General features: G+C 67.4%; 13 protein-coding genes. All 13 read left to right on the top strand.

Annotated elements, in window-relative coordinates; translation table 11 throughout:
• The first annotated feature begins 62 nt into the window (after nt 1-62).
• Complete coding sequence (locus H6A07_RS01535; protein ID WP_204812624.1) at nt 63-1,328, top strand: carboxylate--amine ligase; 1,266 nt, start codon at nt 63-65, stop codon at nt 1,326-1,328.
• Entirely contained in the window at nt 1,321-3,279 is a 1,959-nt protein-coding gene (uvrC, locus tag H6A07_RS01530; RefSeq protein ID WP_204812623.1) for an excinuclease ABC subunit UvrC, read from the top strand. The genes H6A07_RS01535 and uvrC overlap by 8 nt, the downstream gene beginning before the upstream one ends.
• A gap of 224 nt (nt 3,280-3,503) precedes the next feature.
• Nucleotides 3,504-4,796, top strand: coding sequence for a leucine-rich repeat domain-containing protein (locus tag H6A07_RS01525; RefSeq protein ID WP_204812622.1), 1,293 nt, complete (start codon nt 3,504-3,506; stop codon nt 4,794-4,796).
• A gap of 7 nt (nt 4,797-4,803) precedes the next feature.
• Nucleotides 4,804-5,202: a hypothetical protein gene (locus H6A07_RS01520; RefSeq protein WP_204812621.1), complete on the top strand. Its 399-nt coding sequence runs from the start codon at nt 4,804-4,806 to the stop codon at nt 5,200-5,202.
• Between the two features lie 104 nt (nt 5,203-5,306).
• The gene (locus H6A07_RS01515) at nt 5,307-6,386 is read left to right on the top strand and encodes a Gfo/Idh/MocA family protein (RefSeq protein WP_204812620.1); all 1,080 of its coding nucleotides are present in this window, start codon (nt 5,307-5,309) and stop codon (nt 6,384-6,386) included.
• Between the two features lie 59 nt (nt 6,387-6,445).
• Nucleotides 6,446-7,372 carry an RNase adapter RapZ gene (gene rapZ, locus H6A07_RS01510; protein WP_204812619.1) on the top strand — a complete coding sequence of 309 codons (927 nt, stop codon included), beginning with the start codon at nt 6,446-6,448 and terminating at the stop codon, nt 7,370-7,372.
• A gap of 7 nt (nt 7,373-7,379) precedes the next feature.
• A complete protein-coding gene (whiA, locus tag H6A07_RS01505; protein ID WP_204812618.1) occupies nt 7,380-8,333 on the top strand; it encodes a DNA-binding protein WhiA in 954 nt (317 codons plus the stop codon).
• A 227-nt stretch (nt 8,334-8,560) separates the two neighbouring features.
• Nucleotides 8,561-9,586 carry a type I glyceraldehyde-3-phosphate dehydrogenase gene (gene gap, locus H6A07_RS01500; RefSeq protein WP_075279897.1) on the top strand — a complete coding sequence of 342 codons (1,026 nt, stop codon included), beginning with the start codon at nt 8,561-8,563 and terminating at the stop codon, nt 9,584-9,586.
• A 97-nt stretch (nt 9,587-9,683) separates the two neighbouring features.
• Complete coding sequence (locus tag H6A07_RS01495) at nt 9,684-10,874, top strand: phosphoglycerate kinase (RefSeq protein WP_204812617.1); 1,191 nt, start codon at nt 9,684-9,686, stop codon at nt 10,872-10,874.
• On the top strand, nt 10,867-11,634 hold the full coding sequence (gene tpiA, locus H6A07_RS01490; RefSeq protein ID WP_204812616.1) for a triose-phosphate isomerase: 768 nt from the start codon (nt 10,867-10,869) through the stop codon (nt 11,632-11,634). Before H6A07_RS01495 ends, tpiA begins: the two co-directional genes overlap by 8 nt.
• Before the next feature lie 239 nt (nt 11,635-11,873).
• On the top strand, nt 11,874-12,125 hold the full coding sequence (gene secG, locus H6A07_RS10150; RefSeq protein WP_342636527.1) for a preprotein translocase subunit SecG: 252 nt from the start codon (nt 11,874-11,876) through the stop codon (nt 12,123-12,125).
• Between the two features lie 244 nt (nt 12,126-12,369).
• Nucleotides 12,370-14,043, top strand: coding sequence for an ABC transporter substrate-binding protein (locus tag H6A07_RS01480; RefSeq protein WP_204812612.1), 1,674 nt, complete (start codon nt 12,370-12,372; stop codon nt 14,041-14,043).
• 127 nt (nt 14,044-14,170) lie between these two features.
• The gene (locus H6A07_RS01475) at nt 14,171-15,208 is read left to right on the top strand and encodes an ABC transporter permease (protein ID WP_204812610.1); all 1,038 of its coding nucleotides are present in this window, start codon (nt 14,171-14,173) and stop codon (nt 15,206-15,208) included.
• The last annotated feature ends 1 nt before the right edge of the window (nt 15,209 follow it).

Here is a 15,209-nt window from a genome sequence, read left to right as displayed (position 1 = left end):
TGCTGTCGGGCGGCGTGCCGTTTTGCGGCGCGCCGCCCCTGTTGACAAGATGAAGGGTGAGTATGAGCGTGAAGTTCCTCTCCGGTGAGGCCGAGGTTCGGGAGCGTCTGGTCCCCGTCGTCCTGGGCGCGGACATCCTGGGCTACAGCTACGTGCGCTGCTTCCACGAGACCTACGGCCTGCGCTCCATCGTGCTGGCCACGGCCGACGTCAAGGCCACGTCCTCGAGCCGGTTCTGTGACTATCGCATCGTCGACGGCGTGGACTCCGACGAGGTCCTTCTCGCCACGCTGGCGGGCATCGCGGACGAGCTCGATGGCCGGGGGAAGGTGGGCATGCTGGTCGGCAGCGGCGACTGGTACGCGCGCACGCTCTCGGCCCACAAGGTCGAGCTCTCCGAGCGGTTCTTCGTGCCCTACATCGACTTCTCGCTCCTCGACGACATCACCCAGAAGGAGCGCTTCTACGCGATCTGCGAGGAGCTGGGGATTCCCTATCCCAAGACGCTGCTCTTTGATTGCGCGGACCGGACGGCCCGCATCGATGCCAGCTCCCTGCGCTTCCCCGTGATCGCCAAGCCGTCCAACTCGGCGCGCTACCACTACGCGGAGTTCCCCGGCAAGAAGAAGATCTTCGAGGTGCGGACCCCCGAGGAGCTCGAGGAGATCTACCGCAACCTCCAGGCATCCTGCTACGACCGCGAGCTCATCGTCCAGGACTTCATCCCCGGGGGCGACGACGGCCTGCGCTCGATCACGATTTACGTCGACGCCACGGGCACGCCGGCCATGACCTGCATGGGGCGCGTCGTGCTGCAGGACCACGCGCCCCTTGCCATCGGAAACCCCGTCTGCATCCTCTCCGAGCGCGTCGAGAAGACCATCGAGGAGGCCTGCCGCTTCCTTACGCACGTGGGCTACCGAGGCTTCGCCAACTTTGACGTCAAGTATGACCCGCGTGACGGCGAGTACAAGTTCTTCGAGGTCAACACGCGCCCCGGGCGCAACACGTTCTACGTGGACCTCGCCGGGTCCAACTTCGTGCGCCTCATGGTGGAGGACTTCGTGCTCGGTCGCCGAATCGAGCCGCAGGACGCGACCAGGCCCTTCCTCTACACGTGCGTCCCGCCCTACGTGGTCAGGCGCACGGTGGCCGACCCCGAGCTGCGCGAGCGGACCCTGGAGATGTACCGTCGCGGCCTCGCCAAGTGCCCGCTCTTCTACAAGCCCGACACGCTCTCGCACGCGTTCTGGGCGGCGGTGACCTACTACCACCAGATCACCAAGTTCAAGCGCTACGTGTGGGACGCCGAGCCGCTCGATGTCTAGGCAGCAGGCGGGGGGCGCCCCCGGGGCCGACGACCACCTCGCCCTTCTCGCCGCCCGGGTGGCGCAGGTCCCGACCGACCCCGGCTGCTACCTGTGGAAGGACGCGAAGGGCGAGGTCGTCTACGTCGGCAAGGCCAAGAACCTGCGCGCGCGCATGCGCCAGTACGTGACGCTTCAGGACGACCGCGAGAAGATCCCGCTCATGATGCAGGTGGTCCGCGACTTCGACTACGTGGTCGTGGGCTCCGAGCACGAGGCGCTCGTGCTGGAGCGCAACCTCATCGCGCAGTACCACCCCTACTTCAACGTCGACTACAAGGACGACAAGAGCTACCCCTTCATCGCCATCACCGAGTCCGACGTCTTCCCCGCGATCAAGTACACGCGCGAGAAGCACCGCAAGGGCACGCGCTACTTCGGCCCCTACACCGACGCCCGCGCCGCGCGCGAGACCATCGACACGCTGCGTAAGGTCGTGCCCATCTGCATGGCCACCTGCGCGGAGTGGAAGCGCGCCAAGCGCGTCCTGGACCGCGACCCCTCGCAGGCCGCCGTCGCCAACATGGTGCTCGCGCAGCGCTGCCGCCCCTGCTTCGACTACCACGTGGGGCGCGGCCCGGGCGTGTGCGCCGGCATGATCGACACCGTGGAGTACGCGCGCCACGTGCGCCAGGTGGAGAGCTTCCTTGCCGGCAACCGCCGCCAGATCGTCGGCGAGCTGACCGACCAGATGCACGAGGCGGCCGCCAACCTCGACTTCGAGCGCGCGGGCCGGCTCAAGGCGCGCCTCGACGGCCTGGACGCGCTCGACGACCGCCAGCAGGTGGTCTTCTCGTCAAACGTGAGCGCGGACCTCATCGGCTTCTACCGCGAGGAGACCATCAGCTGCGCCTGCGTCTTCGTGGTGCGCGAGGGCCGCACCGTGCGCTCGGTCGAGTTCATCCTGGACAAGGGCCTCGACGTGGGCGAGGAGGAGCTCGTCGGCGGCTTCGTGAAGCGCTACTACGACGAGACGGCCGACGTCCCGGCCGAGGTGGACCTGGACTGCGAGCTCGCCGACGCCGAGGTCATCGAGGGCTGGCTCGCCGAGAAGCGCGGTCACGGCGTGCGCCTGCACCGCCCGCAGCGCGGCGAGAAGCGCCACCTGCTCGACATGGCCGCCGCCAACGCCCGCCACGCGCTCATGCGCTACATGGTCAAGACCGGCTACGCCGACGAGCGCACCAACCGGGCGCTGCTGCAGCTGGAGAGCGCGCTCGCGCTCGACGCTCCGCCGATGCGGATCGAGTGCTTCGACATCTCGACGCTCCACGGCCACTTCACCGTGGCCTCGATGGTGGTCTTCACCAACGGCCGGCCGGACAAGTCCCAGTACCGCCGCTTCAAGATCCAGACGCCGCTCACCGAGGCCAACGACTTCGTCTCCATGCAGGAGGTGCTGGGGCGGCGCTACGCCCCGAAGCGCATGGCCGACGAGCGCTTTGGGTCCCGTCCGGACCTGCTTGTGGTGGACGGCGGCAAGCCGCAGCTCACGGCCGCGATGGAGCAGCTCGCGGAGCTCGGCCTGGACATCCCGGTCTGCGGACTGGCCAAGTCCGACGAGGAGATCTTCGTGCCCTGGGACGATACGCCGGTCGTGCTGCCGAGCGGCTCGCCCTCGCTCTACCTGATCAAGCAGGTACGCGACGAGTCCCACCGCTTCGCGATCACCTTCCACCGGGAGCTGCGCGACAAGGCGATGACGCGCTCGGCGCTCGACGACGTCCCGGGCGTGGGCCCCAAGCGGCGGCGCGCCCTCATGAGGCGGTTCGGGTCCATGAAGCGGCTGCGCGCCGCGAGCGAGGAGGAGATCGCGGCCACGCCGGGCGTCCCGGCCGAGGTGGCGCGCGCCGTCTGGCAGACCCTGCGCGCCGCCGAGGAACTTGCCGAGAAACCCGTGGAAGGGGAGTAGCGAGCCGGGGTCCTTCTCGCCCGCCCGCCTTCGTGCCCCTCTCTCAATTACGCACAAAATCGTACATGTGCGTTGTTTCCACCTGCGGATATAAAAGCTTGTGCTTGATTCTGTGCGTTAATCGATGACGCGCTCGCGTGGACGCGCGGTCGAGAAGTTGCGCAACAGCCGCGTTGGGGCCGCACGCTAGAATGGGGCGAGCAATCGGACCGAGAGGGGTGCCCATGAGGTGTGCAAGCTGCGGAAGCACCATTCCTGACAACGCGAGGTTCTGCACGCGCTGCGGAGCGGCCGTCGCAGCCGGGTCCCATGCGGATGACCCCACGAGCCTCGGCCAGGGCACGTCTGGCGAGAAGTACGAGAAGCCCGCACGCCCCGGCCGCCGCCGGGCGGCGCTCGTCGCGGCCGCGGTCGTGGTGGTCGTCGCGGCGCTCGGCGTGGCCGCGTGGCTCCTGCTGCCGCACCTGCTCGGTCCCAAGATCGTGCTCGACCTCCAGGACGTGCCGGACGAGGCCTTCCGAGCCTACCTCGCGCAGAACGTGGACGTCGACGGCAACGGCGGGATCGACCAGGAGGAGGCTGACGCCGTCACGGCGATCGGCGACGCCTCGGCGGACGCGGTCGCGGGCAACGGCCTTGCCGGCCTCGGCGTCACCAGCCTGGAGGGCATCTCGACCTTCTCCAACCTCGCGCAGCTCGTCTGCGCCGGCAACCAGCTGACGGAGCTGGACCTCTCGGGGCTGACCAACCTCACGGCGCTGGACTGCTCCTCCAACCAGCTGGCGAGCCTCGACGTCTCCGGCCAGGCAAACCTCGCCGACCTCGACTGCTCCTCCAACCAGCTGACGGGCCTCGACCTCTCGGCCAACGGTGCCCTCGCGTCCGTCAGCTGTGACGGAAACGCGGGGCTTTCCTCCCTCGCGCTGCCCAAGGGCGACGTCCTGGGGACGGTGAGCGCCACCGGCTGCGGCCTGGAGAGCGTCGACCTCGCCGGCCTGTCCGGCCTCACCGACGTTCGCCTCGACGACGCCGTCCAGGTCTCGGGCGACGCCGCGACCGTGGACGACCAGACCCGTGACAACCTGGAGCTCCTCGCCGCGCTCTACAACTTTGGCGTGGAGCCCCGGGCCTGGCAGCAGACGATCTCCGTCGTCCGGGCACAGGCGGGCGACGTGACCGTCGACGCCCAGCTCGTGGCAATCGCGCTCACGCTGAGCGACACGTTCGCTCTGACGCACGGCGAGACGGGCCAGAGCGTCTCGGGCGACCCGCTGGGCGTGGCCGAGTCCCATGACCCCGGCTGGAGCTACACCCTGACCGACGACGGCGTGCGCGCGATTCTCTCGACCTACTACGGCTCGGCGCCCGATGACCTCTCCTACCTCCACAACGCCACCGACGCGCTCCTCTACGACGAGTCCACGGGCACCTGGACTGTGCGCGTGGGTACCGCCCCCCGTCGGCGAGACCGTCTGGACGGGCAACTTCACCTCGTATGGCACCTACCTCGCCTATGACCTGGCGATGCTCACCCTGCCTGGCACCGACGCGCCCCGCCTCTGCTACTACCACGTGGTCGCGCAGCGGAGCGACGCCAGCGTGCTCGGGTACCGTATGGTCTCGCTCGCGGCCGCGGGCGACCTCTCCGCGAGCTTCCCCGAGGCGGTGGCTGCCTACGACGACGCGATGTCGACGCCGGTCGTGCTCAGCGGGGAGTGGGACCAGCAGGGGACCACGCGCAACGTCATGTTCAATCCGGACGGGACCTGTTGGGTCAACATGGAGGAGGGACGCTGGACGAGCCCGGACTCCACGACCGTCATCGTTCTGGAGCCCGTGGAGATAACCTTCACGTACGACCCGGTCACGACCGACATGGTCGACCAGGACGGCAACGTGTGGTCGCACTACAGTTACATGTGAGTCATCTCTGCATGACATCATGAAGACGCGCGACAAAAACGGGGGCCGGCGGGGGATAATGGGCGAGAAGCCCGGAGAAGCCGTCTGACCTCAAAGGAGGCCCCATGCCCGAGAAGACCGCCGTTCCGCTCGACGCCGCAACCGCTGCCGCTGCCGCCTACGAGGCCGTGAAGGGCCGCCCGTTCCCGGACGACATCTTCACCGCGCCGCAGCTCACCTGGGCCGTCATCGGCTGCGGGGTGATCGCCAACCAGATGGCGGACGCCCTCGCCCTGGCCGGTCGCCGCATCCACGGCGTCGCCAACCGCACGCACGAGAAGGCCGTCGCCTTCGCGGAGCGCCACGGCGTCGAGCGCGTCTACGACACGGTCGAGGACCTCTACGCCGACCCGGCGGTGGACGCCGTCTACGTCACCACGCCGCACAACACGCACATCCGCTACCTGCGCGGCGCCCTCGCGGCGGGCAAGCACGTGCTCTGCGAGAAGTCCATCACGCTGAACTCCGCCGAGCTCGACGAGGCGCGCGAGCTGGCCGCCAAAAACGGCGTCGTCCTCATGGACGCCACGACGATCCTGCACATGCCGCTCTACGCCGAGCTGCTCCGCCGCGCCCGCTCCGGGGAGTTCGGCCGCATGCGGCTCGCGCAGGTCAACTTTGGCAGCTTCCGCGAGTACGGCGACTACTCGAGCCGCTTCTTCAACCCCGCGCTCGCCGGCGGCGCCCTACTCGACATCGGCGTCTACGCGCTCACCATCATGCGCGTCTTCATGGAGAGCCAGCCCACCGAGGTGGTCTCGCTCGGCAACCTCGCGGCGACCGGCGTGGACGAGGAGGGCGGCATCGTCTGCCGCAACGCCGAGGGCCAGCTCGGCGTGGTCTCGCTCACGCTGCACGCCAAGCAGCCCAAGCGTGCCGTCGTCGCCTTCGACCGCTGCTACCTCGAGGTGACGGGCTACCCCCGCGCCGACCGCGCGCAGATCGTCTGGACCGACGACGGCCGCACCGAGGAGGTGGCCGCCGGCGAGGAGGCCTACGCGCTCTGCTACGAGATGGCCGACCTCGAGGCCGCGGTGGCGGGCGACGCCGAGAAGCGCGTCCTGCTCGACTACGCCGCCGACGTCATGGAGCTCATGACGCGCCTGCGCGCCGACTGGGGCGTCGTCTACCCCGAGGAGCGGTAGCGCTCGGGCCTCGCGCCGGGCGGCGGGGTATACTAGGCGGGAGCCGAGAGGGGGGTCCCATGTCAGCAGACGGCCAGCAGATGCGCGCCGCGGAGGGTGCCGCGCGCGTGCCCGACGTCGTGGTGATCACGGGCATGAGCGGCTCCGGGCGCACCCAGGCCCTCCACGTCTTCGAGGACATGGGCTACTACTGCCTGGACAACCTGCCGCCGCGCCTGCTTCTGCAGCTCGCCGAGCTCGTGGGCATCAACTCGGGCGTGGGGCGCCACCTCGCCGTGACCTGCGACCTGCGCAGCCAGGGCCTCTTCGACGAGTTCGCGGAGTCCGTGACCCGCCTGCGCGAGCACGAGATCTCCTGCAGTGTGGTGTTTCTCGACACCTCCGACGAGGTCCTCATGCGCCGCTACGACGAGAACCGCCGCCGCCACCCGCTGGCCGCGCCGGGGGAGCCGCTCGGGCGCGCCATCGCCCGCGAGCGCGCCCAGCTCTCCGCCGTGCGCGACGCCGCCGACCTCGTGATCGACACGAGCCGCCTGCGCACCCGCGAGCTGCGCGCCCGCCTGCGCCGCGCCTTCTCCGAGCTCACCGACCAGCAGCTCATGGAGGTCTCGGTCTTCTCCTTCGGCTTCAAGCACGGCATGCCGGTCGAGGCGGACCTGATGATCGACGTGCGCTTCCTGCCCAACCCCTTCTACGACCCCGTCATGCGCACGCTCACGGGCAAGGACCAGCTGGTCGCGGACTTCGTGCTCAACAACCCCACGACCGAGAAGTTCATGGAGGCGTGGCAGCGCCTGCTCGACGTGGCCATGCCCGGCTACGTGACGGAGGGTAAGAGCCACCTCTCCATCGCCGTGGGCTGCACCGGCGGCCAGCACAGGAGCGTCGCCATCGCCGAGGCCACGGCCGCCTACCTCGAGAAGGGCGGCTACCACGTGAGCATCTCGCACCGCGACCTCGCGCTCGCCAACGTCCGGACGAGCTAGGGGCGCCATGTCGTTCACCGCCGAGGTCAAAGACGAGCTCTCCCGCGTGGAGCCCCCCTCGCGCGCGGCCGAGCTCGCGCAGCTCTCCGCGCTCGTGCGCATCTGCGGCACGCTGTCGTTCCACGGGTCGGGGCGCTACTCCATCCGCGTGGCCACCGAGACGGGCGCCGTGGCGCGCACGGTGATCAAGCTCACGCACAAGCTCTTCGACCTGGAGACCTCGCTCACGGTGCGCCGCTCGGTGCTGCACAAGACGCGCAACTACCTGATCGAGATGCCCGTGCAGGAGGGGCTCGACGCGGACCTTGTGCGCATGGGCATCCTCACGCCGGGGCGCGGCCTGAGCCCGGGCGTCCCCGCGGCGCTCGTCGCCAGCCCGGAGGCGCGTTCCGCCTACGTGCGCGGCGCCTTCATGGCGGGCGGCTTCATCGCGGACCCGCGCGGCGAGTTCCACCTGGAGATCGCGGTGACGGGGGAGGACTACGCGGCCGACCTGGTGCGCCTCGTCGGCTCGCTCGGCGCGGCCGCGCGCCTGAACCGGCGGCGCGGCGCCTTTGCCGTCTACCTCAAGAGCTACGACGACGTGAGCGCCCTGCTGCGGGGGATGGGCGCGCTCAGGACGGCGCGCTTCGTGGAGGTCGCGCGCGCCAAGAAGTCCGTCAAGAACGACGTCAACCGGCGCGTCAACGCCGAGATGGCCAACCAGGCGCGCTCGACGGGGGCGGCCGCCGAGCAGCTCGAGCTGATCGAGCGGGCGGAGCGCAGCGTCGGGCTCTCCGCGCTGCCGCCGGCGCTGCGGGAGTTCTGCCGCGCCCGGAGGGCCAACCCCGAGCTCAGCCTCGCGGCGCTCGGCGAGCGGCTCGACCCGCCCGCGTCCAAGTCCGCGATGTACCACCGCTTCCTGCGCCTGCAGGCGCTCGTGGAGGAGGCCGAGCGAGCGGCCGAGAAGAGCGCGGAATAGCGGCCGCACGTCCTTCTCGCTGCGCCCCGCACGTAGCCCCGTACGGGAACCATCTCACGTCAGCCGCCAAAATCTGAGCGCCCACCGCTCAAATTGCCGCCGTGTTTCAGATTGCGTTGTATGGTCCGTCTCGTGTGGGGTACACTATCGCTTGGCAAGGGCACGACGCCCATGTGTGCTTTGGTCCGCCGGGGAGGAGCCCCGACGGCCCCGTGAAAGGAGAAAGCATGGCAGTAAAGGTTGCTATCAACGGCTTTGGTCGCATCGGCCGTCTGGCGTTCCGTCAGATGTTCGGTCACGAGGGCTCCGAGATCGTTGCCATCAACGACCTCACCTCCCCGGACATGCTTGCCTACCTGCTGAAGTATGACACCACGCAGGGCAACTACGCCCGCGACCACAAGGTCGAGGCCGGCGAGGACTCCATCACCGTCGACGGCAAGAAGATCACCATCTACAAGGAGGCCGACGCCTCCAAGCTCCCCTGGGGCGAGCTCGGCGTTGACGTCGTCCTCGAGTGCACCGGCTTCTACACCTCCAAGGCCAAGGCCCAGGCCCACATCGACGCCGGCGCCAAGAAGGTCGTCATCTCCGCTCCCGCGGGCAACGACCTCCCCACGATCGTCTACAACGTCAACCACGAGCAGCTGACCGCCGATGACAACATCATCTCCGCTGCCTCCTGCACCACCAACTGCCTCGCCCCGATGGCCAAGGGCCTGAACGACTTCGCCCCGATCGTCTCCGGCATCATGACCACCATCCACGCCTACACCGGCGACCAGATGCCGCTCGACGGCCCGCAGCGCAAGGGCAACAAGCGTCGCTCCCGCGCCTGCGCGCAGAACATCGTCCCCAACTCCACGGGTGCCGCCAAGGCCATCGGCCTGGTCCTCCCGGAGCTCAACGGCAAGCTCATCGGTGCCGCCCAGCGCGTCCCGACGCCGACCGGCTCCATCACCAACCTCTACTGCGTGGTTGACAAGGTCGTCACCAAGGACGAGGTCAACGCCGCGATGAAGGCCTACGCCGAGACCATCCCCGAGACCTTCGCCTACAACGAGGACGACATCGTCTCCTCCGACATCATCGGCGAGACCCACGGCTCGATCTTCGACGCCACCCAGACCATGGTCCAGGACCTCGGCAACGGCCAGAGCCTCGTTCAGGTCACCTCTTGGTACGACAACGAGAACTCCTACACCTCCCAGATGGTCCGCACCATCAAGTACTTCGAGAAGTTCGTCGCGTAGCAACCGCTTCGCATCAGCTTCGCTCAGGGGTGCGGTCGCAGCTCACAGGGCCGCGGCCGCGCCCCTTTTCCGTAAGGTCCCGTAAGAAGGAGTGAACATGGCCTTCACCAAGAAGACCGTCCGCGACGCCGACGTCGCGGGCAAGCGCGTCCTCATGCGCGTGGACTTCAACGTCCCCCTGAAGGACGGCGTCGTGACCGACGACACCCGCGTCCGCGCCGCCATCCCCACGATCAAGTACCTCAAGGACAAGGGCGCCAAGATCATCCTCATGAGCCACCTCGGCCGCCCCAAGGGCGACGGCCCTGAGCCCGCCTTCTCCCTGAAGCCGGCCGCCGACAAGCTCGCCGAGCTCACCGGCTATGACGTGAAGTTCGTCGACGACACCTACGGCGAGAAGGCCAAGGCCGCCGTCGACGCCCTCCAGGACGGCGAGATCCTCGTCCTCGAGAACGTCCGCTTCGACAAGCGCGAGAAGAAGAACGACCCCGAGATCGCCAAGATCCTCGCGTCCTACGGCGACATCTTCGTGCTCGACGCCTTCGGCACCGCGCACCGCGCCCAGGGCTCCGTCGTGGGCCCCGCCGCGTACCTGCCCGCCTACGCCGGCTTCCTGCTCGAGAAGGAGGTCGACACCCTGACCTCCATCTTCGCCGAGCCCGAGCGCCCCTTCGTCGCCATCGTCGGCGGCTCCAAGGTGTCCTCCAAGATCGGCGTCCTCGATCACCTGATCGACTCCGCCGACACGCTGATCATCGGCGGCGGCATGGCCTACACCTTCTTCCTCGCGCAGGGCATGTCCGTCGGCATGTCCCTCAAGGAGGAGGACTGGGTCGAGCGCGCCGGCGAGATGCTGAAGAAGGCCGAGGAGAAGGGCGTCAAGATCCTGCTCCCCGTGGACAACCGCGTTGCCGACCACTTCGGCGAGGACGCCGTGCCGGAGATCGTCGCCTCCGACGCCATCCCCGACGACCGTGAGGGCATGGACATCGGTCCCGAGACCGAGAAGCTCTACGCCGAGGCCATCAAGGGCGCCAAGACCGTCTTCTGGAACGGCCCGATGGGCGTCTTCGAGTTTGACAACTTCGCCCACGGCACCGAGGCCGTCGCCCGCGCCATCGCGGACTCCGACTGCACCTCGATCATCGGCGGTGGCGACTCCGTCGCGGCCATCAACAAGTTCGGCCTGGCCGACAAGATGAGCTGGATCTCCACCGGCGGTGGCGCGTCCATGGAGCTCGTCGAGGGCAAGGCCCTGCCCGGAGTGGAGGCGCTTCTCGATGCGTAAGAGGATGATCGCTGGCAACTGGAAGATGAACAAGACCTACAGCGAGGGCGTCGTCCTCGCCCAGGGCCTTGCCGACGAGCTGGCCGGCGGCACCGGCGACGTTGACGTCGTCGTCTGCCCGCCCGCCGTCGACCTCAAGGGCGTCTCCGAGGTCATCGAGCAGACGAGCGCCCCGTTCGCGCTCGGCGCGCAGAACGTCTACTGGGAGGAGTCCGGCGCCTACACCGGCGAGACCGCTCCCAACATGCTCGAGGCCGTGGGTGCCACCCACTGCATCATCGGTCACTCCGAGCGCCGCGACTACTTCGGCGAGACGGACGAGGACGTGAACAAGAAGGCCAAGGCCCTCATGGCTCACGGCATCGTGCCCATCTCCTGCTGCGGCGAGTCCCTCGAGGTCCGCGAGGCCGGCAAGCACGTCGAGTTCGTCGTCGACCAGATCAAGAAGGACACCGAGGGCCTCACGATCACCGACCCCTCCAAGTACGTGATCGCCTACGAGCCCATCTGGGCCATCGGCACCGGCAAGACTGCCACGGCCGACGACGCCCAGGAGGTCTGCGGCGCCATCCGCGCGACCCTCGTCGAGGTCTTCGGCGAGGAGGTCGCCCAGGGCATCCGCGTCCTCTACGGCGGCTCCGCCAAGCCCGAGAACATCGCCGGCTTCCTGGAGAAGGAGGACGTCGACGGCGCGCTCGTCGGCGGCGCCTCCCTCAAGGCCGACAGCTTCGCCGCGATGGTCAAGAGCGCCATGGCGTAAAACTTGCTCAAAAGGGGTCAGACCCGTTTTAGGCAACTTTTTGGGGTCCGGGCTTCGGCTCGGGCCCTTTCTGTGGCGTAATTCGTATATTGGATACCCGAAAAACGGAAAAGGCGCAGGTCGAGAAGAACCGTGCCGCAGGAATGCGCGTCGAGTGTACGAAATTCCTCCCTGGAGCAGCGACCACGGCGGTGTGCTACCATAACCACTTGCTATGCAGCTGTCCTGAAGGAGCCCCTGTGAACCCGCTCAACATCGTCCTCACCGTTCTGCTCTTCCTCTCCGGCGCCCTCACCGTGATTCTCGTGCTCATGCACTCCGGCAAGGGCACCGGCGTCTCCGAGATGATCGCCTCCTCGCTCTACAACTCCGGCACCGGCTCGGGCGTGCTCGAGAAGAACCTCAACCGCCTCACGGTCATCACCGCGACGGTCTTTGTCGTCTGCGTCGTCGTCATGGCCGTGACGTTCCCGACCGGCAGGCTCGGCTAGCGCGCAGCACAGCGCCGCCCCGCGCCTGCGCCCAGGCGTCGCCCAAACCACAACAGATTGCGCCCCCGGACGCCCGTTATGCGGCATCTGGGGGCGTAAACGTTTCAGATGCGTGTCGGGACGGCCCTCCGATGCTTTTTTAGGGTAAAGTAAGCAGCCGTCAAGGTGGGCGCATCAGATGCCCACCCAGGCCGAGGGACGGGGCAAACGGTTTGCCCGCCTCGTTTACAGGAGGAGGAAAAGTATGGCTCAGGAGAAGATGGGTGGTGTCACTCGTCGCTCGTTCGTGAAGGGCGGCATCGCCGCCAGCGCGCTCGCGGCGCTTGCCGGCTGCGGCCAGAAGGGTGGCGGCGGCGCCGCCGAGGGTGGCGCCACGGGCGGCACCCTGCGTTACTACATCAACAACCCGGTCTGCATCGAGCCCTTCAACCTGCAGGAGGACCAGGGCACCCAGGTCGGCTTCCAGCTCTTTGACTCGCTGACGCAGTACGACTTCCAGAACAGCGAGCTCGTCCCGCTGGCCGCCGAGAGCTGGGACGTCAACGATGACGCCACCGAGTTCACCTTCCACCTCAAGGCCGCCAAGTTCCACGACGGCACTGACGTCAAGGCCGCCAACTGGAAGTACGGCTGGGAGCGCATCGTCAACCCCGCCACCAACCCCGACAGCCCGTCGGTGATCGGCTACCACCTCGCCATGATCGAGGGCTACGACGACCTCGCCGCCGGCAACGCCGAGGAGATGACGGGCCTCTCCTGCCCTGACGACTCCACGCTCGTCGTCAAGCTCTCCTACAGCTACGCTGACTTCCCCTACGTGGCCTCCCACCCGGCGCTGGCCCCCATCCCCGACTGCGCCAAGGACATGGACCAGGTCGACTTCGGCCTCGCGCCCGTGGGCAACGGCCCCTTCAAGATGGACGGCGAGTGGGTCGACGGTCAGTACATCAACATCGTCCGCTTTGACGACTACTACGGCGACAAGGCCATCCTCGACGGCGTCAACTTCATGATCCAGAAGGACGTGGAGACCGCCTACAAGGAGTTCCAGGCCGGCAACCTCGACGTCTCCGACGTCCCCGTGGCCTCCCTCAAGTCCGCTGCCGAGCAGTACGGCGAGTCCGAGGACGGCTACACCATGACCCCGGGCCACCAGTTCCTCAACGGCACCGAGCCCTCCACGTACTACCTGACCTGCAACGTGGTCGACGGCCCGTTCGCCGACGTGAACCTGCGTCACGCCGTGTCCCTGGCCATCAACCGTCAGGCCATCTGCGACACGCTCTTCAGCGGCTCCCGCACGCCGGCTGACAACATCGTCCCGCCCGGAATCGACGGCTACGAGGAGGGCGCGTGGGAGTACTCCCGCTACGACGTTGACGCCGCCAAGGAGATCCTCGACCAGTACTATCCCGCCGACGCCGACGGCAACCGCGGCCTGAACCTCGAGATCACCTCGAACCAGGACGGCGGCCACAAGGAGGTCATGGACTCCATCATCTCCGACCTCGCGGCCGTGGGCATCACCTGCGTCGCCAACACGCCGGACTGGGCCACCTGCCTCGACCTCTACCAGAAGCTGGACTACCAGTTCGGTCGTCTGGGCTGGGTCGCCGACTACCCGATCATGGACAACTTCCTCTACCCGCTGTTCTACACCGGCAACGGCGACAACCGCGCCGGCTACAGCAACCCGGACGTCGATGAGAAGCTCATGGCCGCCCGCTCCACCGTTGACGACGCCGAGCGCAAGGCCGCCCTCCAGGCCGTCAACAAGGAGATCGCCGAGGACATGCCGGTCATCCCGATCATGTTCTATACCCACACCATGGTCGGCGGCTCCAACGTGGCCACGCTGTACCTCGACCCGCAGAAGAAGGCCGACCTCTCCAAGGCCCAGCTCGTCAGCGCCGAGTAGCTTTGGCGAAGCGTAGCTTTGGTGAAGAAGGGCTTCTAAAGATATAATTTCGATTATATCTGTGCAGGGCGCCCGTCCTCGTGGATGGGCGCCCGCTTTTGATGGATTAGGCAGCAGGGAGTAGTCTATGGGGAAATACATATTGAAGCGCGTGCTTCAATTCATCCCTGTCTTCATCGGCGTGACGATCATCTTGTTCGCCATGAAGGCAATCGTGCCCGGTGACCCGATCTCGATGATCACCGGCGGTCGTGCCGTACCCGAGCAGACGCGTCTTCAGCTCGAGGTGCAGAACAACATGATCTACGGCAACGAGAACGGCCAGCCCATCTACGACGAGAACGGCGACACCATTCCCGTTCCCGTCTGGGAGCAGTACATCCGCTACATGGATGACCTTCTCCACGGCGACCTCGGCACCTCCTACTCCAAGAAGCGCCCGGTCACGGACATCTTCGCCGAGAAGTACCCCTACACCATCAAGCTCGCCGCCTGCGCCATCTGCCTCGAGGCGGTGATGGGCATCGGCGCCGGCCTCATCTCGGCCGTCAAGCGCTACTCGTTCTGGGACGTCCTCGTGACGCTCGTGACCTCGGTGCTCGTGGCCGTCCCGGCGTTCTGGCTCGGCATGATCTTGCAGCTGATATTTGGCATCTGGCTCAAGGACCTCACGGGCGGGGCCTTCTCGATGCCCATCTCCGGCGCCGGCAGCCCGAGCTCGCCGTACCAGGACTGGATGCACTACATCCTCCCGGCGTTCACGCTGGCCTCGGTCTCCACGGCCTACACCGCGCGCATCATGCGCTCGCAGCTGCTTGACGTCCTCAACCAGGACTACATCCGCACGGCCAAGGCCAAGGGCCTCTCCAACCGTGCGGTCATCCTGCACCACGCCCTCAAGAACGCGCTCATCCCCGTCGTGACCTACATCGGCATCGACTTCGGTGCGATGATGGCGGGCGCCATCCTCACCGAGACGGTCTTCAACTGGCCCGGCGTGGGCTACGAGATCTACCGCGCCATCTCGGCGCGCGACTGGCCGCTCGTCATGGGCGGCGTCACGATCATCATCGTGGTGGTCATGATCATCAACCTCATCGTCGACATCAGCTATGCCTTCCTTGATCCTCGCATCAGGCTGGGTAGCAGCAAGAGCGAAGACTAGG

The sequence above is a fragment of the Olsenella uli genome (assembly GCF_016899935.1).
GTDB lineage: Bacteria > Actinomycetota > Coriobacteriia > Coriobacteriales > Atopobiaceae > Thermophilibacter > Thermophilibacter uli_B.
The sequence above is the reverse complement of the archived record's forward strand: the minus strand, read 5'-3'. Positions and strand labels throughout refer to the sequence as shown.